The sequence below is a fragment of the Paenibacillus sp. FSL F4-0087 genome (assembly GCF_038020215.1).
GTDB classification, from domain to species: domain Bacteria; phylum Bacillota; class Bacilli; order Paenibacillales; family Paenibacillaceae; genus Paenibacillus; species Paenibacillus taichungensis.
The window spans coordinates 5,583,682-5,604,295 of the sequence record NZ_JBBODJ010000001.1 but is presented as its reverse complement, the minus strand read 5'-3'; the positions used below and the strand labels follow the sequence as shown (position 1 = coordinate 5,604,295).

The following is a 20,614-nucleotide window of genomic DNA, read 5'->3' as shown; positions in this document are numbered from 1 at the left end:
GGCACCTTGTTTTGGTACCTGTTTCATAATTAACGGTCTGTGAAGCAAAAAAATATGATACACTATTGAAGTTGAGAATTATTATCATTTAGATGGGAGGGCTCTCGAATGCGAATGGCTTCCCTTTACATTCAACTGCAGCAGTATGAACTGCTTCAGCTTGCCCGGCTGTCGGAATCCAACAGCCCAAGTATACCAGCGGAGAACATCGGTGCCGATTGCTGCACGCTGCTCATCGCACTGGATCGGGGCGTTCGCCTGCATATCAACAATATCGCCCAAGATTTGCGGCAAGGCAGTTGTATACTGCTACTGCCGCAGCAAACCTTCTGCCTGGAAGGGACCTGTGAGCAACCGAGGGTGATTCGGTTTACTTTTCAGGCTTTTGAAGTGGAAGGACTGGTCCTGCGTCATGTCGCAAGCCCACCCCTCATACCAAGCTATCCTTATAGTCTGCCTTTTTCCACATTAAAAAGCGTATTAGGGAACGAGGACTTGGCATCGTTCCAACCTGTGCAAAGCAGCCCTGTCCCCCCTCCACTGTTGGCTATTCTACAGGCAAGATTGCAACTGGTGCTCGGCATGATGGCCCAATTGGAGCAAACCTCCTCTTCCCCAGTCCACAATGAAAAAGCAGTACAACGTACGCTAAGCTACATAGAGCAGCACTACAACGAAGATTTGACTGTGGAGCAGTTGGCCGAAATGGCCGGAATGGTCCGCTGGAAATATAGCAAACTGTTCAAGGCTATCGCTGGCAAGAAGCCGACCGATTATATTACAGAACTGCGGGTCAAACACGCCAAGCGGATGCTGATCAGTTCCACTGAGCCCTTGCGCGAAATATCCCGTCAAGTCGGCTTTAAGGATGAATATTATTTCAGCCGTCGCTTTCAGCAACTGACTGGCTCTCCTCCACGCGAGTATGCCAATACCCAGCTGCGTTCCAGAAGGCGAACGGTAACCGACTCGCTTGGTAGGCAGATTCGTCTTCCGGAAGTGACGACGCGTGTAGTGGCAACTGGTACAAATACCCTCGGTGAATTGCTTGCCCTCGGCATTTGCCCCGTCGGAGCAGGAATTGCGACTATGAAATCACAAGTCATATTCAGAAACAGGCTACAGAACATTTCTGATATTGGGCTGCGAGCGGCACCGGAGCAAGTCTCACCGCTGAAGCCGGATCTTATGCTGCTAGGCAATTATTGCGAGCAGCAGCTCCCCGAGTTGGACGCCATTGCACCAACGATTGTATATTATGAAACAAACAGCACCTATGAGCGTCTTCGTTACATTGCCAGCCTTTTTGACCGTGACAAAGCAGCCGAGCAATGGATTAATCGATACGAGAACCGTATGAGGCAAATACGGCGACAGCTGGAAGACCAGTATGCCGCAGGTGAGTATGCAACCGTCTATCTGCTGCTTGGTACGAACGTTTATGTTATGGGGAAAACCGGATTTGCGGCTACTTTGTATGAAGCCCTCGGCTTCCGTCCCTCCCTGCCAGTCCATCGTCTGATTGAAGATAAAAAGCCCTGGATACAAATCAGGCACAACGAAATCAGACATTACACCGCCGGCCGTAACTTTGTACTGGTACCCAAAGAGGAGATGCAATTAAACGCTCCGAGCCCGCTGTTAACCTTAGTTTTAAACTTGGCACCCAGCAAAGTCCATGTGGTGGAGGCCAGCTGGAACTATGACGATCCTATAACTCGCGAAAGGCTGCTGACTGTTCTGCCTTCTATCTTGGCTAAGAAACAGCATGCTGTGGTGCAGGTTTAAATTATGCTTTTGCTCCTGACATACAAAAATCCGATTGCGTTCAGTATCAGCAATCGGATTTTTGTATAAATTTTATTGTTCAGCCAATTTCAGAAAATACTCTGATGCCAAACGGACAGCCAGGACACTCGCACTATTGAGAGAGTTATCAAATATAAGAACATGGTTGTTTTTTACGGCCTCCAGTGAGTTCCATACCTTCGAAGATTCCTTTTCCTTCACGGCTGCCTTTGCAACGTCAATATCATGCTGGATAATAATATAATCGGGATTCATGTCGTATAGCCCCTCCAGCGTAAGCGCCTCGCCACCCTCAGGATATCCCTTCGGTGCCAACAATCCAAAGCCTGCAGTTTGATTGTAATACATTGTATTTTTAGATCCTTGAGCATTAAAATTGGCTTTTCCATCAACCCGCAACAAGGCAAAGGTCTTATCCTCAAGAGTACCTAGCTGATCTTTCGTTTTTGTTATCATTTCTTGGGTTTCCTTAATCAATTGTTCTGCATGCTTTTCTTTTCCAACAACTTCAGCGAGAAGCATCGTTGTTTTTTCCCAGGTATCGGTGTAGTCGATCAAAATGACAGGAGCAATCTTGTTCAACTCATCATAAATGGTATCCACAGACCCCTTAAAGGTTACAATCACATCAGGCCGGGCCTCAATAATCTTTTCCAAATTCGCTGAGTCGCTACCCAAATCAATAATATCAGCAGACCCGGCGTAAGGCTGTAAAGTAGCAAACTTCTCCATCGCCTCCACCGCGCTTATTGATGCGATTGGAGGCGTATTCAGAGCAAAAAAGTAATCTAAATATAATGGATGCAGCACCGCTATACGCTCTGGTTGTTTCTCAAGCACCACCCCATTATCGCTGGCATCCGCAATGGTTCTTGGCCATGCTTCACCGTCGATCTTGCTGGCCTCAGGAGTAACTGCACCGGGCGTTTCGGAGCACCCAGCCAGTATCCCCCCTGCAAGTAAAATTACAGTTAAAATCAATCCAGTTAGTCTTTTCATATGTCCTCCCCAATTACTGTGTATACAATGTTTTATGAATTCCCTAAATGATCGCGCAATGTTTCCCCGGTATATTCACTTCTGAACAGTCCTCTTTCAACCAACTTCGGAATCAGCTTATCAAAAAATATTTCCATCGATTTTTCTGAACCGCCTGGCAGGGCAATGAATCCATCAATAGCACCAGCCTCAACCCGCTCAATAATATCATTCATTACGGCCTCGGCTGTTCCCACAGATACCCAGTGAGCAGATCCGACAACCTCCGGCCGATTCAGAATATCTTTCACTGTAGGCTGGTATTTGGTAATATATCGGCGCAACAGTTCGGCATGTGTGCGGCTGCGAACAGCCTGATCAGGATCAGGTAGCATATCCTCGGTTACGTGTTGATCCAAGGGGAAACCGCTTAAATCAAGCCCCATCAACGATTGCAGAGAGGCATGTCTGCGCTCAAGACTTAAATGGGCATGAGCAGCCTTATGTAATTCAAGCGCTTCTTCGTGCGTATCAGCCAGGAAAAAATATAAACCCGGCAAAACTTTAATCGTGCTTGGATCGCGCCCATGTTCTACAGCTCGTTTTCTCAAATCACTTCGCAATTCCACGCCCGACTCAAGATCCGGCATCGCCGCAAAAATAGCATCCGCTACGGATGAGGCAAAATTTCGGCCAATATCCGAAGCACCGGCTTGAAACAGAGGAATGGTTCCCGATGGATGAGAAGGTAAAGTAAGTGGCCCTTTTACATTGAAAAATTCACCGGAATGATGGATAGCAGTCACTTTTTCCTTATCAGAAAACATGCCTGACTCACGGTCAATAACAATAGCCTCATTCGGAAAACTATCCCAAAGCTTGCATACCACATCCGTAAATTCGATTGCCTTCGCATACCGTTCTTCCGGTGATGGCATTGGCGAATTTCCGAAGTTATCGGCGCCTTCAATAGAAGTGACAATATTCCAGCCGGCACGCCCATTACTTAGCCAGTTCAAGGACTGAAGCTGCCGGGCAACAACATAAGGCGGATTAAACGTGGTAGAAATGGTCGTAACGAGTCCGATCCGATTGGTTTCACGAGCTATTGCTGCAAAAAACAAAGTAGGATCTGGGCTACCGAAATTAGAAGAATCGCCTAACATCTGCGGGCTAATATACAGATAATCAGCTCTGAAAAGAAAATCGAGCTTAGCGTTCTCCGCCATTTTTGCCCAATGAATATAATAGTCAATGGTTCCTGTCTGCTCCACTCCGCTATCCGGGTGCCGCCAACCGTCACCTTTATTCCATGTTGCATTCAAGGACAATCCAATACATAGTTGTCTGTTTGAAGTCATTTCTACCAACCTTTCTTAGTTCTTATCATTGTTTGCTCCTAGAAAGCCCTCCCGCTCAAAATCGAGCCGCTCTAAGTAATAATGATTCTCATTATCAAAATAAAGTTTAGCAAGGATTCAAGCAAATTTAAATACACAAGTTACAAATCTGATATGCACAATTATCTAAACTATGGTTGGACAGCTAAAGGTTAGGTCCTTGCCTCACGACAAAACAAAAAAAGCCGCATCGATGCGACTTTGATCTTTTAACACTATAACTTGTGTCATCTGTACTGTTTGACACACTGCTGTCTCTGCACCGATGCCACTTCTAAATTAGACTCATAGTCAAAGTAACTCCAGAGCTTTCAACAAGGCATACTCACTAGAGGTGGCACCTATTTGAGAAAAATGTGCAGTCGGAATCATTGGAGCCAAATGATGATATCCAGGAAGTACTTGCAATTCGATCAATACACCGTCAAAGGCAAGTTGTTTGGCAAATAATAAGGTTTCGTCTATAAACAAATCAACGCTGCCTATGCTCATATAAGTGGGTGGTAAACCGGTAAGAGATTTGGCACGCGCTGGCACGTAATACTCATTTGTTTCCTCTTGTCCGGGTTCCTGACCTAAGACTGATTTCCAGCCGAAATAATTGCTTTTTTTGGTCCAAACAAACTCGCCGGCATAAGGATGGTCTGGCAAAATACTTGTACGGTCATCAAGCATTGGGCTGCGCAATCTTAGATGATGGATGTCGAATTCCTTCTGGTCGCGAATGTACAGAGCTAACCCCGCCGCTAATCCACCACCAGCACTGCTACCAGCAAGTGCAACTTTCTTAGTATCTATCCCTAATTCCTCGGCATGTTCGATACACCATTTCAAGCCGGAATAACAATCCTGTAATTGACTTGGCTGAATATGTTCTGGCGCTAGCCGATAGTAAACCGATACACAGCAAAAACCATGTTGCACAGCCAGTGCCGCATTGCCTTGACGTTCACCGACCGGACTGCCCATAACCATTCCCCCACCGTGAATCGAATAATATAACGGCATCTTACTATACTTTGGTTGGCGGGGTTTAATAATTTCTATACGAATATCAGGACCGCCAAAATAACTTGGCACTACCCTTTCTTCGAATGTGACTGGAAACAGCTGCGTTACATCGATTTGCTGCATCATGTTTGTTTGACTTTTCCGTGCTTCCAATAGTGTGGCAGCGGAAAGATCGGTGGTTGGTATTAAATCAATCGCACTTATTATCTCCTGATCGATCAGATGTTTGCTTCTGCTTGTTGGTTCATTCATATTTACCGTTTCCTCGCTTTCTTAATCATGTTCAATGAAGTGCTGCTTTCTCTCCAATGGTCCAGTATTCCCGATTCGAATTCAAATCAAAAGTTACACTTTCTCTCACCGTCTCGACTCCTCTTCTGCCTAATCCTATTGTAAAGAGCGCAATAAGCTAATTAAATGAAAACAATAAGTTAGAATCGTTTTTGACATAAAAAAACACTGATGAATTTCTTCATCAGTGCGTGTACTACTTATTTTTGGAATAAACAATTTTCTTAATGGTTTCGATAGAGAGAAAGTAGTCCTTAGCAAGCTGCTCAACACTGCTATTATTCTTAAAAGATTGTCTAATAGTGGCATTTCGGTGATCTAACCATTGCCTTCCACCACTCAAACTTCCCCAATGATTATATTCCTTTTCCTGTTTCGGAATGTAAATCGTTTCTCCCTGGACATACTCTTGAATCATTATAATTAACTTTTCGGGTAATATTTTCTTAGCGTTTGTATATTTCACTTTGCTTCACTCCTTATTTTTGAAAATAAGGTGCAAAGCCAAAATATTAGAAAAGCTTATTTAGCGTTAGAAAAGATTTAGCCCCATGCAAAGTAACGCTTCTCCAATACTGGCTTTGCACAAGTGAAGCAAGTCACAGACAATCTTAACAGATTCTCCATCAGTAAAGCACCTCCCTTTTACGTTGCCAGTATAGCATATTTCTAATTACTTCGGACCATCTCATGAATAATAGTTAGTCGCTCCTATGGAAGAAACGATTGAAGATGCTATCCTCGCAGCAGATTTATTGCGCAAAGATCCACGTATTGATACCAACCAAATATTCATTATAGGTCATAGTTTAGGCGGGATGTTAGCTCCACGAATTGATGCAGAAGGCGGCCATTTTGCTGGTATCATCATTATGGGTGGGTCCCCACGGAAGTTAGAAGAGATTTTGATGGATCAAAACAACGATGTTTTAGACTCATTAAATATGTTTTTGAAAATGATTGCGAAAAAACAAATAGCAACACTATCAACTAAGTTTGATAAAATTTATACATTAAGTGATGAAGAAGCGAAATCAAATGTGGTTTTGGGGAAATATTCTAGAGCCTTCTACTTCAAAGAGATGGGAGAACATCCATCCATTAATTACCTTAACGTATTAGATAAACCCGTACTCATTTTGCAAGGAGATCAAGATTTTCATGTATCCGTAGAAAAAGATTTTAAGGTTTACAAAGACTTATTGGGAGAAAGGCCTAACGTTACGTTTAAACTTTATCCCCACCTAAATCATTTATTTATGCCAGCTGTTTATGGAGAAATATTAAAAATGAAAAAAGAGTACAAAGTTGCGCAACATGTAGATAAGAACGTGATCAATGACATTTCCGAATGGATTCATTCAGTTTAGGAAAAAGCCAATAGTAATCAGTAACTGACTGATTTCTTCAATACTTCTATACTTTCCTGAAGGAACGATTGATTTCTTTCAACTCCTCTGTTTTTACACCAAACAACGGCCCCGAAAGCATCATAGAAATTATAGAACGGCAATACAATTTCGAGATTTAACATGTTCCGAATGGTTTGGTAACCTTCGAAATACGGGGACTTCGTTCTCGGGTTTACTTCCCAAATATATCTATTGATTTTAGTAAAGTCTATTTCAGAGGAGCCACCCCGGGCACTCTCAAAATCAATAATGCCAGTAACCCTGTTACCATTCACCAATATATTGCCAGGTCGAAAATCCATATGTACAAAACAGGGTCCGTCAGGATCTGGTAAAGCAGAGAACACGCCATCAAAATGAAGAATACATCGTTCATACAATGCTGGTTCGAGGAGCTCTTTGCAGGGCTCTTTCCACTTTTCGAAATTGTTTTTGATATGTAGTCGCCAATTATTTTGGTCAAGAAATTTAAATCCGTCGGTTGAATGGTAACCGTATCCTTGTGTTTTTACCTCATGGAGCATCGCATGATACACACCCATTTGAAAAGATAGCTTCTCATCCATATTTTCTGTACAAGGAACCCCTTGAATTGCAGAGAGAAGTAATGCTCCAGTATTACTTTCATCCCCACACCAAATGTCCAATACCTTAGGAACAGGTATGACGTCCTTCAATATTTCAAGCACCTGAAATTCGCGAAACAGCTTATCCTTGTTAAATGGAATCTTCACATATACATCTTCTCCACTAACAAGAGTAAGTTTAAATACATCAGAACTATATGATTCCGGAACATCTTCAATATTCAAGACATTCAACTTCAGCTTTTCTATAACGTTTAGAATGGAACTCATATGGCACCTCCTTTATTGGGCGTTCAAATATAAATCAGCGAGCCCGTTTGATGTGGCTCGCTGATTTTATGGGATCTTATATTAACATATTTATCCTGTATTTGGCTAATGAGATAACTGCAACTTTTTACTTTTTCAAGCTTTCCATAAAATCATGCAGTGCGTTGGATACCCACTTCTTCGGATGAAGGACGAGCTGTATTTCGAGTTGGAGCTCTGCATGTTCAAGGGGTAAGGCTTTCAACTCTCCCCGCTCGATTTCTTCCATTACAGCCATTTGCGGCAAAATCGAAATGCCCTCCCCTGACTTAATGCTTCTTTTGATCGCTTCCGGATTGCCAAGTTCCAGACCGATCCGATAAGGGATTGAATTCGCGCGAAGGACTCTTTCAAGCAGCTGCCTGTAATTGCAGGTATCTTCAGGCATGATCCATTCCATATCCTTTAGATCCTTCAATTCAATCTGCGTTTTGGCGATCAGCGGATGCTGTGGATGGACGATCAGCAAAAGCGGTTCTTGGCGAATGGTAATCCACTGCAAAGCCGGATCGCTCGAATCATCTGCGAGAATAAGTCCGATATCGGCTTCACCTTCCCTGACCTGATGCAAAATTAACCCCTCACGGTTCGTATGCAGTCGTATGTTCAGATCCGGGTATTCCTTACGGGTGGCTTGCATATATGGAGGTAAAAAGTAAGAAGCGATAGAATCCATCGTACCGATCGTTAAGGAGCCACCACCCTGCTTCGCCATTTTTTCCTTGGACTGCTCAAACAATTCCAACATCTGTCCGGCAAGCTTGAACAGCTCTTCCCCGGCAGAAGTCAGACGAATCTTGTTATTGCTATAGCGTTCAAACAGTTTGACTTGGTATGCTTTTTCCAGCTTCTGAATTTGCGTAGTAACACTGGATTGTGCATAACCCAGCACCTCTGCGGCTCGGGTGAAGCTCTCACGAATTGCGACCTCTCTGAACGTCTGAAGATAGATTAAATCCAACTTGCTCACCTCATCGAAAATATTGATGACAACTATCATTTGTTATAGGTAACTGTGATGCTGATTCCTATGTTACATTAGTTTCAATATAACGGGAAGAGGTAGTTGATAATGATGAATGAACAACATGTTCAAGGAATTTATATACCGGTAATTGCCCCTTTTTCGGATGATAACAAACTCGACATTGAATCGTATCGCAAATATGTTACCCATCTTGCCAAACACGACATTCAGGGATTGGTCGTAAACGGCACGACCGGAGAATCTCCGACTGTTTCCTGGGATGAAGTAAAGCAGATGGTGGAAGTAACGAAAGAGATTTTGATCAGTCTGAACAAAACCATCCCCCTCGTTGTGGGAACAGGAACCAATGATACCTATTCGACGGTTCATCGGACCGAAATGGCCGCTGAATTGGGAGCAGATGCTGCTCTGGTGGTCACTCCTTATTACAACAGACCGACGCAAGAAGGAATTCTAGAGCATTTCTCCAACGCGTCCCGGACAGGATTGCCAATCCTAGTTTATGAGATTCCGGCTCGAACCGGTAGTCGCATGACCTTGGATACGATGAGAAAAGTCATGGATCTGGACGGGGTTATTGGCCTGAAGGACAGCACTGGCGGTTTGGATCTGCTGCTGGCGCTAACCCAACATGAGACGAAGCCTGTACTTTGCGGCGAGGATGCATATTTCCATGCGATGCTATGTCAAGGTGCTGCAGGCGGGATGGTAGCATCTGCTAATATTCATACCCAACGGTATGTGGACGTGTATCAACGCTTTGTATCTGGTGACGTGAATGCGTCAAGAGACAGCTTTAAGCAGCTGCAGCCACTGATTAGTGACGTGTTTGCAGAGCCTGCTCCAGCCTCGATCAAATGGTGGCTTGCTCAGCAACAGCTGATTGCCTCTGCAAAACTGCGTCTGCCGCTGACTGCCGCATCGGAAAAAGCAAAACAAAGGTTGGCGGATACACTCGCAGAGATGGTCGTACCTTCTTAAACTTGCTACAATTTATGAGTACATCCAGTCTGATTTAATGAAACATCATGGAATGGAAATAAAAAACAACCAGTATTGATACATCAATACTGGTTGTTTTAACTTTAAACACAGATCTTCAGACGAAGAACTAGATATTGCTAATTCACCATTCATCAAGGAATGCTGAGCACAACTTTGAATATTAAAAGTAATCCGAAAAGTAAGGTGCCTGCTGCTCAATAGCATCTTCTAACAAATCAAGCGTTTCTGGATCACATTTAATCCGGCCAATCTTATGCAGATACTCAGGACGCTTATAACCTAACAACATGGTCGTCATGGTTTGGATACTTATGCTGTCTTCACTACGTCGATTTTGACTCCGAATTACTCTTCCGCTTCCATTCGGTTCAATTTGTAGAGTAAATGTGCCTTGATTCCATGAAAGCAACGGATCTTGCAAAGTAAAGGTCCACTCTCTATCCATCGCTGCGGGTTTGAACGGATATTTCGAGATAAATTGCTCAATGTCCACGATCCGTGCCATAAAGTAAGGCGAAATGGTTTCCTTAATATCAGCATCTTCCAGCAAAAAGGCAAGCTGTTCATCGGTATGAATATTGCCTACCACTTTAGATATCATTGAAAAATGCGCACTAATGAAATTCCACAGCCCACTTCGTGCCTCTTCATGAATGAAGATCATATCTTTGACGTGGAACACTTCTTCTTCAATCCAATATAAAATATATCCATCCGGTTGACCGTCTTCTCCATAATAGACAGCTGCAGTTAAATCATCTGAATCCCACCGCCAATACTCACTCCACGCCAGTTCTTTCCGCAGCATCGCTCCATGGGTTTGCATCGAAAAGCGTTCATAAGCCACCTTCACATCTTCGCTGTCGGGTTCTACACGTGCCACATCGCCAGGAACAGGTTTGTTTTTGGGTAATTGGAAGTCTTGAACCTCAAACACGATTTTATCAGATATAATCTCCCATCCTTTACGGCGATAATACGGTATGGAGTAAGGATACAAGTAAGAAATGGATTGTTTCTGTTCACGCATATTGGTGAGAGCTTGCAGCAGGAGTTTATTCATTAAACCTTGACCCGAATATTCAGGGAAAGTTCCCACACCAGTAACGCCACCCATAGCATAAGTTTGGTTAAAAATCCGAACCTCAAATGGATATATGGATACCTGAGAAATCAGTTTTTCTCCATCGAACCATCCAAGTACATCTGCTTGTTGTAAGACAGGTGATTTTTCATGGAGAATTTCGCTTTCTTTCCAGCCATGTTTGTGAAGATCATTATGAGTAACCTGAAATACATAGCGTAACAGCTGACTATATTGTTCTAAATGTGACAAATCTACTTTTTTCATTTTTAAATTTTGCTTACGATGCATGCCAGTTATTCTCCCTTGGTTTTAAATTATATTATTTACCAATTGCTTCAGAATCATGCTGGCGCTGATCTAGGTTAGCAGATCGAAGTGCGACGGAAGGGATAGCGGCTGTCGGGCCAGCAACAGAACCAATTTGAATCCAAAACAATTTTCGAAGCCGATCTGATCGTTAGTGGTCGGTGTTGAGATTGAGCGCCAGATTGAGGCATTATTAGCAGGTCTTAGCGAGACGGAGCGGTCACAGCTTATAGCTATTTCATCTAAAATCTTGAGTACTCCAATCGTTAAATGACGGGACTTTCGCTTCCCTCTTTTATTTATCCTTTAACTTCAATTGAACAAAACAGGTACGAGGCGCAGTAAAAAAAGCCAGCCGAAAGCGGCTCGCTCCAATATTCTATATAGGTTTTTCCCTGAATTGAATGAATTGAAATGAATTGCATCCAACTCATCTATTGATTTCATATTCTTGTATCACTTCAGCCTCATTCGATAAAACAAAAAGCCGCTAAAATAGCGACTATTGATGGGTCCATCTTCTTGCCCTGCAGAAGGAAATTATTTAATTAACTCCAGTGTAAATCCTTCCATTTCTTCTTCCGCTTCATGCATCAGGTCCAGCAATTGATCTGCATACTCTCCAAGAGACTTTCGGCTTGCATCGAAATCAATCCACTGAATGGTAAGTGGCATAGGGAGAAATCCAGTCAGGCAATCCCATAACGCGTCCAAATTCCGCCCATAGGTTTGACCTAATCCAAGACTGGATTGAAGGACGTCATGTAATCCTTCTTTTCCATGAATGTCCTTTCCATTGATGACTACTGTATTCATATGATCACCTTTTCCCTATTCGATTTGCTCAAACGTACGGTAATGATCCGTTGTTTTATAGATTAATCCATCATTGGAGTATAAAATCCGATCACTCCCCCGCGTTCCTCCCGAATAGTTAATATCTGCTTCGTACCAAGTTCTTCCCTTTTTCTTGGGCAACAGCCCTTCTCGATTTTGAAAAACGTCCCCGCCGATGCTTTTGCCTGGAGCCACTTTTTCCAAATTACCTTTACTAGGCTCCCATCCTAATTCTCTAGCTTCTTTCTTGGTTATATAATTTTCCGGAAGTTCATTATGCTCCGAAATATACTTGGCTACTTCATCAAATTGCGTTAGAGCTGCATTCTCTTGAGATGAGCCATTTAATGAAACCGTTTCGAGTGAGCAGCCTGTAAACAGGATGGTCACCAGAATAAAAAGTAAAACACCTAACCATTTTTTTACAACCATTGATTTTGATCTCCTTCTGAAAAATTAGCATCATCCCTATCATAACATGTTCCTTTCGTATACTCCTCTTTATATTCGTTTCTCGCGGCAATCATCCATCCCAACAGAAAAAGGCTGGAACAGGGATATCCCCGCTCCAACCTTTATTATGATTGCATTCTTACGGCTCAATCCCCCACGCCAGTTGACCATTGATATACCCGGTAACCTGTTCATGGTTTGCGAACTGCGTACTGGACGCCTTAAACGAGTAATCGTTAGCCTGGTTGTAATTGGACCAGTTATTTTTGGAGAACCGTGCTTGAATTTCAGCGCTTTGTCCGGCATTAAGCGTTCCGGCAGAATTCGTAAAACCAACTTCCAAAACATAATCCGCTCCCGCAACCGGCGATGCCAATTTAACGAATTTGCTGGTTACATTTGCACTCCCGATACTGGCCCAGTCAGACCAGAAACTCTGCGCTTCTTCACCGTCAATTGTATAGTAATACCGGACCTTTACATCACTTAATTGAATCGCCGAATTACCGGTATTGACCACTTTGAATTTAGGTGAGATTCCGTTGGTGGACGCACTTGTATTACCGTTAAAAGCTTGGATTGTCAAAGCCCCAGAGGGTGCAGTAACACTGCTGTCCACCACGTTGATTGTAAGAACAGCGTTATCTCCTCCGTTAAAATGAAACGTTATCGTATTTTGGCTTAGCGGCAGCGTGGAAAGGTAAGATTTGCGCAGAACGATGGCAGCGCTTGATGCCGTATAATCCTGACCCGATACAAGTGTATAATTTCCATTCGTTATGCTTGTAAGCTGTTTTCCGTTTAAGGTAAGGGTCAAGGAAACATCCTGCGCTAGATTCGCTGCTTTATCAAAAGCTGTATTCACGGGCGAAATTACAGCACTTGTGCTAGGTGTTGAATCAACAATTTTAACTTTTAATACAGGATCTTGCCCTTGATTAAAATCAAAAACGATGGAATGTTCGCCAACTGACAGTCCGGCCAAAAATTCTTTTTTCAGCAGCAACGTACTTCCGCTTAACGTGTAATCCTGATTTGCAGTCAATGCAGAGGTACCTATCCGTAGACCGGTTAACCTATTACCGTTAAAGTTCACGGTAATGGCCTTGTCGCTTGGATTGGGCGTGTGTTTGTCAAACTCAACGGTTGTAGGTGTGAGAGACGCGTTTGATGTTGGATTGTTAACCTTCAAATTAGGCAGTTCATCCAGCGTAATGACATAATCACTTTGATAAAGCGTTTTCAGAGTTGCCGGATAATTAAAGGCTGAACTCATGAGATGCTCTCCATACCACGGGCAGAAGTAGAGCCATCCCGATTTTTCCTCTGTCAGATTCTGTACACTTGGGACGGTATCGTTCTCCGTCATGGCCACCATTTTCTTGCCGTCCGTTAGATCAACCAGTTGATAAAAGATCGAGGTAATGGCATCCTCATTTGGTACGCCGGACAAACCGTCATTCCGGTTGTAGATTGTATTGTATTTATCATAACCGACAATATCTACCTGATCGTCACCAGGGTACCATGCAGGAGAAGTGTTATACACGTAACTATTGTAAGTCCAAATCAAGTTGTGCAAACCGTATGTTTCTGTAAGTTCAGTGTAGAGCATATCCCACAGTTGTTTGTACACATCTGCACCTGCGGAAGCCCACCAGAACCAGGCGCCTTCCCCATTCAACCCACCATTGCCCTCCGCCTCATGATAAGGACGGAAAAGAATGGGCACATTGTTATCTTGCAGAATCAGCAGTTGTTCCGCCAGATCATCAATCGTACTCATTACGTATTGATATTCCTTCGTACCAGGAATTACGGCGTTGGCTGTATTAAAATTGGTTTCTGTTGGTTTGTAAGTAGCCTCTTTCCAATCCACCTGATCCCCAAGCTGGTAGGTCGTGAAATTTCGGGGCACATTGATATGCCAGGAAGCTGTCGCAATTCCTTCCCGGTTATTCACCCAATCGATCATACGATCGGTTGTACCGTCTTCCCATCCGTAGAGCGGATTATAGTTCATAAAATCAAATCCACGGATAGCCGGATACTTTCCGGTTAAATTATGAATCCAATCAAACTCCAACTCCGTATCGCCATCGTTTCCACCACCGTATATCTCCTGTTGACCTGAGATAATATGATTGCCATAAACCTCCGTTAAATAATTCATCAGAAGTTGTGTTTCCGGTGTGGCTTGAGAATCAGTAAGGACAGGCTGAACATCCAGGGGATCAAGATTGGCATAGTCCACAGTGAAGGTGTCGAAATAAGCGAAGCCCCAACCAGCCTTCAATTGAATCGTGTTGCTTCCCTGATTCAGCTTCTGATAACCAAAATTGAAATCAGACCATGTTGTTGTGTATGGCAGCATATATGAGCCCTTGGTAACACCATTAACGGATAGATATTGAAGTCGGCCGTCAGCACTTAGCTCCTGCATGTATCGAGTGGAAATTGCATACATGCCTGTTTCGGGGACAGTTACAGTGAAGGTTATCGTGCCGGAATTTTGCATCCAGACAAATCCACTTCCAGAAAATCCAGGCTTGGGTTGTCCGTAAATTTCTGTCGTCACTTGAAGATCGGAGGAAAGTAAAGCGTTTTCGCTTTCGATCGTGAAAAGTGGTGAATCTGCGTGAACGGGTACTGTCATCAATCCAAGAAGCAGAGTTAATGCCAGCATTAATACGCCTGTCTTTTTGAGCAAAATCTTCATCATCATCTTCCTTCCCATTTTAAAATATGATAAAGAATGATCCCTCTGTTTACTCATGATGGCGCTTTCATTGTAAACATAGCATATGTATCAATTTTTGCAAATATCTGGACGGAAAAAAGCCGCAATCTGCGGCTTTCAATATGTTCATCCATTCATTTTCTGAAAATTTAATCCTCTTATTGGGCGGTGTATCCTCCATCAACGATCAGGCTATTTCCTGTCATATAGGATGAATCGTCGCTAGCTAGGAACAGTACGGCTTTGGCCATTTCATCCGCTTGACCGAGCCGCTTCATTGGTGTTGCCGAAGAAAGAGCCTGTTTGCTCTCTTCTGGAATAATCGGTGTATCGATGAATCCTGGGCAAAGTGCGTTCACCCGAATATTTTTCTCAGCATACTCCAGCGCGAGCGAACGAGTCAGATTCACAACGCCACCTTTTGCTGCATTGTAGGCTGCAGAACCAGGTGAACCAACCCATCCGTACATGGAAGCCGTGTTGACGATAGTCCCACCGCCAATTTTGAGCATTTCTCGGATCGCTTCACGTGCGACCAAGAATACGCCATCCAGATCTACATTCACCGTATTGCGCCATTCAGCATATTCAAGCTCATGCGAAGGATGAACACGCCCGATTCCTGCATTGTTAAATACGATATCCACTTTACCGAAAACCTCTACGGTTTTTTTGAAAATCTCAGCAACCTCTTGTTCACTCGTGATGTTTGCTTTAAAAAACAGAGCATCAGCTTTAAGCGCTTTCAGTTCTTGCTCAAACGCCTGACCTTTTTCTTCATTCAGGTCCACCAAAACCACTTTGGCTCCTTCTGAAACGAATAAGCGTGCTGTCGCTGCGCCGATTCCGGATGCCCCTCCCGTAATAACTGCCACTTTGTCTTGAAGTTTGCCCATGATTAAATCCTCCAGTATACTATTTTGAATAGCACCTATTCGCATAAGTGCTATATGACGTTTACAAATATAATTGTATGCTTAAAATTGTAACAATCCAATCATTAAGATATGATGATATGTCTACTACATAGACACTTGGTGAAACAATGTCTATTTTTATAGGAGTTTTTATGTATGAATGATGAACAAATTTTGAAATCTCAACAGCGCAATCGAACAGAAGAACATCTTAAAAGCGCTCTGATCCAGCTCATTAAGAAAAAAGGTTATCATGCCATCTCTGTCAAAGACATCGTTGATCAGGCAGGTTATAATCGCAGTACTTTTTACTTACACTACCAAGATAAATTCGTGCTCGCCGAAGAATTGTTGAATACGAAGCTCGAAGGTCTGAGACTCGCCGTAGGCAAGCCATATTCGCATGGTCAAAAGGTCTACACCAACAAGCTTAATTTTGAATCCTTTCAAATCATCGATTATATCTATGAAAATCGAGACTTCTTCGAATTGATTCGATATGATGACACCTTACCAGGACTACATACAGGTTTTCCTCAGACAATCCTGAAAATCTATGAGGAGCAGTTTATCTTCGAGACGATCAACGATTCCCCTGTTAACATGGAGTATTTTAAGTACTATACGGCTTACGGCTTTTTTGGAATATTGAACAATTGGATATTAAGCAATTTTCGCGAATCACGTGATATGTTTATCAAGAACGTGATCGAACTATCCAAAACACATATTCATTCTTTTCATTATGTGGGGGACAATTTGGAATGATTATACCGATGAACTTTTAAATTTCAGGGGATCTGGAAAAAATAACACAAAAATAGCCGCTAAATTAGCGACTTTACAGGTTAATATTTGCGGCAGTTGTGGTGACGACTGCCCGCAAAATTCACAGGCAGTCATTCATTTAAATCGTAGTATGTTTCTCATCATATTCGCTTGATAATTGTTTAAGCGATTTGATTTTGCCATGAGGATGCTGTTCTTCCTTTCGTGACTTCCAAGCAGCTTCCTGCCTTTTCTTCTGGCGAGCCATAAAAGATCTCCTCCTCTGGAAAATTAGAGTTATACTACTTCTTTATGATGTCATTTATGGATTATTTTCATTCAAGATCAGCAAATGATTTATTGTTATTTATACCAACAGATTAGTTTAATTTCATTTAGAGACAAAGACGGGGAATCTTATCCTCCGTTCTTTGTCTTTTTTCTCTTTTTCTTATGGAATTTATTAGGTGGTTAATTTCTCAATCAACCCTATCAATAAATTTGCCTCTTGAGTAAATTTGCACAATGGGCAAATTAAAGTTATGATAATTTCGAGTAAATGCTAAGGAGTTGAGTGAATACCAAATGAAAACAATCTACTATCGAGAGAGTTATTTTCTCCAGAAGCATGCATGTGGAGGTGTACGCATCTGATGGCCAAGCAAACCCTGCGACATCTAAAAAAAGAAGCCACTGAAAAAGCGCTAGCGACTACAGCATTTGAACTAGCACTTGAACATGGGTTGGACGGTTTTGTTGTCGATGATATCGTGCAAAAAGCCGGTTATTCCAGAAGAACTTTCGCAAACTATTTCACTTGCAAGGAAGAAGCAGTAGCCATGGGAGCTACTTCAGTTAATAACACTAGTGAGTTTGAACAATTGCTCACCAGAATTCCATCAGATGCCTCCTTACTTGACGTTCTGTATCAACTTATCCAGATGCAACTTACAACAGATCTTATTGGAAGGTTGCGTGAACTTCTGTTGCTTTCCCAAAAATATCCTGTTCTCGAACCGCATTTCCTTGGAGTAGTACATCAAATGCAGACGACTGCTCAAGAGACATTATTAGACTTATCAAACGGGAAAAATGACGAGGTATATACTTATCTACTTATAAACGCAGTCTACGGAACCATTCTTCCATTAATTGACGGAAGACTTAATGTGCTGTTACCAGGACAAAACATAAGTGACCCCCAAAGAACAGGGGCTGTATTGTTCGATGAGTTTTTAGAAAACATGTTTGGTCATTTGCGCAAAGGATTCTAATACTGTAGCAATCCATATTCACCATAGAGGGAGTGTAAAAATAAAGATATGTCTACATTATTATATAGAGTGGGGAAAACCGCTTTTCGCAAACCGGGGTACTTTATACTCGGATGGATTTTAATTTTAGGAATTGTCGTCTCGATGATCAGTGTGAATGGTGTGCATATCAGTTCCGAAATGAAGATTGAAGGCACAGAATCTCAAAAAGTTCTGGACCAGTTAGCTAAAGAATTACCTGCGGCCTCAGGCGGTCAAGGAAGTGTTGTGTTTGAAGCACCTCCAAACGAGCGTCTAGATACGCCAGAACGATTGGCAGCGATCACAAAGGGTGTTAATGATGTTTACGGGATAAAAGATGTCATTAACCCAGCTGATTATGCTGCTGAAGCCAGCGGCGCAACTGCTGAGATGGCTCAGGCTGCCAGTACCGATCAGTCTGCAACAGTGGCTGCTCCCTCCTATGGTCCTCTGATGGTGGATGGTGTTCCAGTGCCTGGTGTCCTTCTCTCTCCCGACGGCAGAATTGCTTTATTCCAATTCCAGTTTACCATTGAGCAGTCTGCTATCACGCAGGATGTTTTTGACTCTGTTATAGATTCCGTCATGACTGTTGAGAAAGGAACCCATATTACGGTCCTCCCAGGCGAAACACTTAAAACCGTATCCATCGGTGTAGGATCCGCTGAAATCGTTGGACTTGTTATTGCCGCGATTGTTTTGCTGGCCACACTTGGATCCGTTGTAGCGGCAGGACTGCCTCTTGTAACTGCACTTCTTGGTGTCGGCATCGGAGTGGGCGGAGCATTCTCCATTTCGAAATTCATTGAAATGCCTAGTGTCACTTCGGTTTTGGCTCTTATGGTTGGACTAGCAGTTGGAATCGATTACGCTCTATTCATTGTAAATCGTCAACGCCGAATGATTATCGATCAACGTCTGAGTGCACAAGAAGCTGCTGCCAGAGCTATTGGTACATCGGGCAGTGCTGTATTTTTTGCAGGTTTGACGGTTATCGTAGCTCTATGCGGTATGCTAGTAATCGGTCTTACGTTTTTATCAACGATGGCATTGGTAGCTGCTGCAACCGTACTCATCAACGTATTTGTTGCCTTAACCCTTTTACCAGCGCTGCTCGGGTTGGTGGGTGAGCGTATCTGTTCGCCTAAAGCTCGTGAGAAAAGCGCTCAGTCTAACAAAGCGGGTGATCGTGGCGTAGCTGACAAATGGGTTAAATTCGTTATCAAATATCGTTGGGCCACAATTGTCACCATCATCGTACTTCTTGGTGTCGCAGCAATTCCGATTACGAAAATGGAGATGGGCATTCCTGGAGCTTCCTCAGCGAATCTGGACACGGCTGCAAGACAAAGTTATGATGCAATATCCGAAGGATTTGGAGAAGGCTTTAACGGACCACTTATTCTGGTCGCTGAGCCCAAGGATTCTTCAACGCCGGTCTCTCCAGAACTCTTAGGCAATCTTGTGAAAGAACTTCAAAGTCAAAAGAATGTTGCTCAGGTGTCACCTTTAGGCATGACTGAGGATATGGCTATTTTTAGTCTGATTCCTGAAACTGGCCCTAACGATAAAACAACCAAAAATCTGGTAAATGATTTACGTTCTTCTGAGTCGGGTATTGCACAGACGTATGACGTTAAACTTGGAGTTACCGGATTCACTGCCGTAAATATTGATATGTCGACTAAGCTGGCAGAGGTATTCCCTATATATGTAGGAATTATTATTCTGTTGTCCCTTATCATTCTACTCTTGGTATTCCGTTCAATTATCGTACCAATCAAAGCAACCATCGGCTTTCTTCTTAGTATTCTTGCTACGTTCGGGATCACGACAGCTGTGTTTCAGTGGGGCTGGCTCCACTCTCTCTTCGGCTTCGATACAGGTGGTCCGCTGCTAAGTTTTATGCCGATTATTGTCACGGGTATCCTTTATGGACTCGCAATGGATTATCAGGTTTTCCTTGTCAGCTCCATGCGGGAATCGTATGTTCATGGTCATCGTGGGACTGAATCCGTCGTTCACGGTTACAAACAGGTGAGTCGTGTCGTAGTAGGAGCCGCTGTAATTATGGTTTCTGTTTTTGCAGGGTTTATTTTCACGGATGATGTCATGATCAAACAAATTGGTTTTACATTAGCTGTAGGAATCTTGATCGATGCTTTCATTATTCGAATGGGATTGGTCCCAGCCATCATGGCTATTTTCGGTAATAAAGCGTGGGCGCTTCCGAAATGGCTCGACCGTATTCTGCCCAACCTTGATGTCGAAGGCGAGAAACTGATTGCTTCACTCAATGCAAAAGATAACGAACATCACAAGTCTTGATACAGCATAATATTTTGATTTGAATTCATTTGGATGGAAAATAAGAAACAGCGACCACGTCCGGCTGCTGTTTCTTATTTTTTGTCATATTGC

At 43.0% G+C, this 20,614-nt stretch carries 18 protein-coding genes; 6 read left to right on the top strand and 12 right to left on the bottom strand.

What is annotated here, in order from left to right:
• Nucleotides 1-108: 108 nt before the first annotated feature.
• Entirely contained in the window at nucleotides 109-1,788 is a 1,680-nt protein-coding gene (locus tag MHB84_RS25800) for a helix-turn-helix domain-containing protein (RefSeq protein WP_076289237.1), read from the top strand.
• A 72-nt stretch (nucleotides 1,789-1,860) separates the two neighbouring features.
• Here the strand turns inward: MHB84_RS25800 and MHB84_RS25795 are convergent, their stop codons facing one another.
• The 4 genes from MHB84_RS25795 to MHB84_RS25780 all read right to left on the bottom strand — a co-directional run bounded on the left by MHB84_RS25795 (nucleotide 1,861) and on the right by MHB84_RS25780 (nucleotide 5,955).
• Nucleotides 1,861-2,808 (bottom strand): ABC transporter substrate-binding protein, encoded by a 948-nt coding sequence (locus MHB84_RS25795; RefSeq protein WP_076289236.1) that lies wholly within the window; start codon nucleotides 2,806-2,808, stop codon nucleotides 1,861-1,863.
• A 32-nt stretch (nucleotides 2,809-2,840) separates the two neighbouring features.
• Nucleotides 2,841-4,148, bottom strand: coding sequence for an NtaA/DmoA family FMN-dependent monooxygenase (locus MHB84_RS25790; protein WP_076289235.1), 1,308 nt, complete (start codon nucleotides 4,146-4,148; stop codon nucleotides 2,841-2,843).
• A gap of 330 nt (nucleotides 4,149-4,478) precedes the next feature.
• Entirely contained in the window at nucleotides 4,479-5,450 is a 972-nt protein-coding gene (locus tag MHB84_RS25785) for an alpha/beta hydrolase fold domain-containing protein (protein WP_076289234.1), read from the bottom strand.
• Nucleotides 5,451-5,685: 235 nt separating this feature from the next.
• Nucleotides 5,686-5,955 carry a CD3324 family protein gene (locus tag MHB84_RS25780; protein WP_076289233.1) on the bottom strand — a complete coding sequence of 90 codons (270 nt, stop codon included), beginning with the start codon at nucleotides 5,953-5,955 and terminating at the stop codon, nucleotides 5,686-5,688.
• Nucleotides 5,956-6,202: 247 nt separating this feature from the next.
• On the opposite strand from MHB84_RS25780, the gene MHB84_RS25775 reads away from it, so the two are divergent.
• The gene (locus tag MHB84_RS25775; protein WP_083678898.1) at nucleotides 6,203-6,859 is read left to right on the top strand and encodes a serine aminopeptidase domain-containing protein; all 657 of its coding nucleotides are present in this window, start codon (nucleotides 6,203-6,205) and stop codon (nucleotides 6,857-6,859) included.
• Between the two features lie 17 nt (nucleotides 6,860-6,876).
• Here MHB84_RS25775 and MHB84_RS25770 read toward each other — a convergent pair whose 3' ends face one another.
• Nucleotides 6,877-7,758 carry a phosphotransferase family protein gene (locus tag MHB84_RS25770; RefSeq protein WP_076289232.1) on the bottom strand — a complete coding sequence of 294 codons (882 nt, stop codon included), beginning with the start codon at nucleotides 7,756-7,758 and terminating at the stop codon, nucleotides 6,877-6,879.
• Between the two features lie 127 nt (nucleotides 7,759-7,885).
• Nucleotides 7,886-8,758, bottom strand: coding sequence for a LysR family transcriptional regulator (locus MHB84_RS25765; RefSeq protein ID WP_076289231.1), 873 nt, complete (start codon nucleotides 8,756-8,758; stop codon nucleotides 7,886-7,888).
• 111 nt (nucleotides 8,759-8,869) lie between these two features.
• Here MHB84_RS25765 and dapA point away from each other — a divergent pair, with 111 nt between their 5' ends.
• Nucleotides 8,870-9,766 carry a 4-hydroxy-tetrahydrodipicolinate synthase gene (gene dapA, locus MHB84_RS25760; protein WP_076289230.1) on the top strand — a complete coding sequence of 299 codons (897 nt, stop codon included), beginning with the start codon at nucleotides 8,870-8,872 and terminating at the stop codon, nucleotides 9,764-9,766.
• A 184-nt stretch (nucleotides 9,767-9,950) separates the two neighbouring features.
• Here the strand turns inward: dapA and MHB84_RS25755 are convergent, their stop codons facing one another.
• The 5 genes from MHB84_RS25755 to MHB84_RS25735 all read right to left on the bottom strand — a co-directional run bounded on the left by MHB84_RS25755 (nucleotide 9,951) and on the right by MHB84_RS25735 (nucleotide 16,109).
• Complete coding sequence (locus MHB84_RS25755; RefSeq protein ID WP_076289229.1) at nucleotides 9,951-11,165, bottom strand: GNAT family N-acetyltransferase; 1,215 nt, start codon at nucleotides 11,163-11,165, stop codon at nucleotides 9,951-9,953.
• A gap of 558 nt (nucleotides 11,166-11,723) precedes the next feature.
• Nucleotides 11,724-11,999, bottom strand: a complete 276-nt coding sequence (locus tag MHB84_RS25750) for a barstar family protein (protein WP_076289228.1) — start codon at nucleotides 11,997-11,999, stop codon at nucleotides 11,724-11,726.
• 15 nt (nucleotides 12,000-12,014) lie between these two features.
• Nucleotides 12,015-12,452 (bottom strand): ribonuclease, encoded by a 438-nt coding sequence (locus tag MHB84_RS25745; protein ID WP_076289227.1) that lies wholly within the window; start codon nucleotides 12,450-12,452, stop codon nucleotides 12,015-12,017.
• A 160-nt stretch (nucleotides 12,453-12,612) separates the two neighbouring features.
• Nucleotides 12,613-15,192 (bottom strand): glycosyl hydrolase, encoded by a 2,580-nt coding sequence (locus tag MHB84_RS25740; protein WP_076289226.1) that lies wholly within the window; start codon nucleotides 15,190-15,192, stop codon nucleotides 12,613-12,615.
• Nucleotides 15,193-15,371: 179 nt separating this feature from the next.
• Nucleotides 15,372-16,109: an SDR family NAD(P)-dependent oxidoreductase gene (locus MHB84_RS25735; protein WP_072733222.1), complete on the bottom strand. Its 738-nt coding sequence runs from the start codon at nucleotides 16,107-16,109 to the stop codon at nucleotides 15,372-15,374.
• Between the two features lie 177 nt (nucleotides 16,110-16,286).
• Between MHB84_RS25735 and MHB84_RS25730 the strand changes: the two genes are divergently transcribed.
• Nucleotides 16,287-16,898, top strand: a complete 612-nt coding sequence (locus MHB84_RS25730) for a TetR/AcrR family transcriptional regulator (RefSeq protein ID WP_076289225.1) — start codon at nucleotides 16,287-16,289, stop codon at nucleotides 16,896-16,898.
• Nucleotides 16,899-17,037: 139 nt separating this feature from the next.
• Here MHB84_RS25730 and MHB84_RS25725 read toward each other — a convergent pair whose 3' ends face one another.
• Nucleotides 17,038-17,166: a DUF6254 family protein gene (locus MHB84_RS25725; protein WP_246318097.1), complete on the bottom strand. Its 129-nt coding sequence runs from the start codon at nucleotides 17,164-17,166 to the stop codon at nucleotides 17,038-17,040.
• A gap of 385 nt (nucleotides 17,167-17,551) precedes the next feature.
• Here MHB84_RS25725 and MHB84_RS25720 point away from each other — a divergent pair, with 385 nt between their 5' ends.
• Nucleotides 17,552-18,172: a TetR/AcrR family transcriptional regulator gene (locus MHB84_RS25720; RefSeq protein WP_076289224.1), complete on the top strand. Its 621-nt coding sequence runs from the start codon at nucleotides 17,552-17,554 to the stop codon at nucleotides 18,170-18,172.
• A 48-nt stretch (nucleotides 18,173-18,220) separates the two neighbouring features.
• A complete protein-coding gene (locus MHB84_RS25715; RefSeq protein ID WP_076289223.1) occupies nucleotides 18,221-20,521 on the top strand; it encodes an MMPL family transporter in 2,301 nt (766 codons plus the stop codon).
• The last annotated feature ends 93 nt before the right edge of the window (nucleotides 20,522-20,614 follow it).

What these genes read in the sequence shown, in the direction of transcription:
- MHB84_RS25715 (WP_076289223.1), top strand. Translation starts at nt 18,221, where the DNA reads ATGTCTACATTATTATATAGAGTGGGGAAAACCGCTTTTCGCAAACCG.
- MHB84_RS25740 (WP_076289226.1), bottom strand. Translation starts at nt 15,192, where the DNA reads ATGAAGATTTTGCTCAAAAAGACAGGCGTATTAATGCTGGCATTAACT.
- MHB84_RS25790 (WP_076289235.1), bottom strand. Translation starts at nt 4,148, where the DNA reads ATGACTTCAAACAGACAACTATGTATTGGATTGTCCTTGAATGCAACA.
- MHB84_RS25785 (WP_076289234.1), bottom strand. Translation starts at nt 5,450, where the DNA reads ATGAATGAACCAACAAGCAGAAGCAAACATCTGATCGATCAGGAGATA.
- dapA (WP_076289230.1), top strand. Translation starts at nt 8,870, where the DNA reads ATGATGAATGAACAACATGTTCAAGGAATTTATATACCGGTAATTGCC.
- MHB84_RS25775 (WP_083678898.1), top strand. Translation starts at nt 6,203, where the DNA reads ATGGAAGAAACGATTGAAGATGCTATCCTCGCAGCAGATTTATTGCGC.
- MHB84_RS25735 (WP_072733222.1), bottom strand. Translation starts at nt 16,109, where the DNA reads ATGGGCAAACTTCAAGACAAAGTGGCAGTTATTACGGGAGGGGCATCC.
- MHB84_RS25755 (WP_076289229.1), bottom strand. Translation starts at nt 11,165, where the DNA reads ATGCATCGTAAGCAAAATTTAAAAATGAAAAAAGTAGATTTGTCACAT.
- MHB84_RS25750 (WP_076289228.1), bottom strand. Translation starts at nt 11,999, where the DNA reads ATGAATACAGTAGTCATCAATGGAAAGGACATTCATGGAAAAGAAGGA.
- MHB84_RS25800 (WP_076289237.1), top strand. Translation starts at nt 109, where the DNA reads ATGCGAATGGCTTCCCTTTACATTCAACTGCAGCAGTATGAACTGCTT.
- MHB84_RS25745 (WP_076289227.1), bottom strand. Translation starts at nt 12,452, where the DNA reads ATGGTTGTAAAAAAATGGTTAGGTGTTTTACTTTTTATTCTGGTGACC.
- MHB84_RS25720 (WP_076289224.1), top strand. Translation starts at nt 17,552, where the DNA reads ATGGCCAAGCAAACCCTGCGACATCTAAAAAAAGAAGCCACTGAAAAA.
- MHB84_RS25795 (WP_076289236.1), bottom strand. Translation starts at nt 2,808, where the DNA reads ATGAAAAGACTAACTGGATTGATTTTAACTGTAATTTTACTTGCAGGG.
- MHB84_RS25770 (WP_076289232.1), bottom strand. Translation starts at nt 7,758, where the DNA reads ATGAGTTCCATTCTAAACGTTATAGAAAAGCTGAAGTTGAATGTCTTG.
- MHB84_RS25725 (WP_246318097.1), bottom strand. Translation starts at nt 17,166, where the DNA reads ATGGCTCGCCAGAAGAAAAGGCAGGAAGCTGCTTGGAAGTCACGAAAG.
- MHB84_RS25730 (WP_076289225.1), top strand. Translation starts at nt 16,287, where the DNA reads ATGAATGATGAACAAATTTTGAAATCTCAACAGCGCAATCGAACAGAA.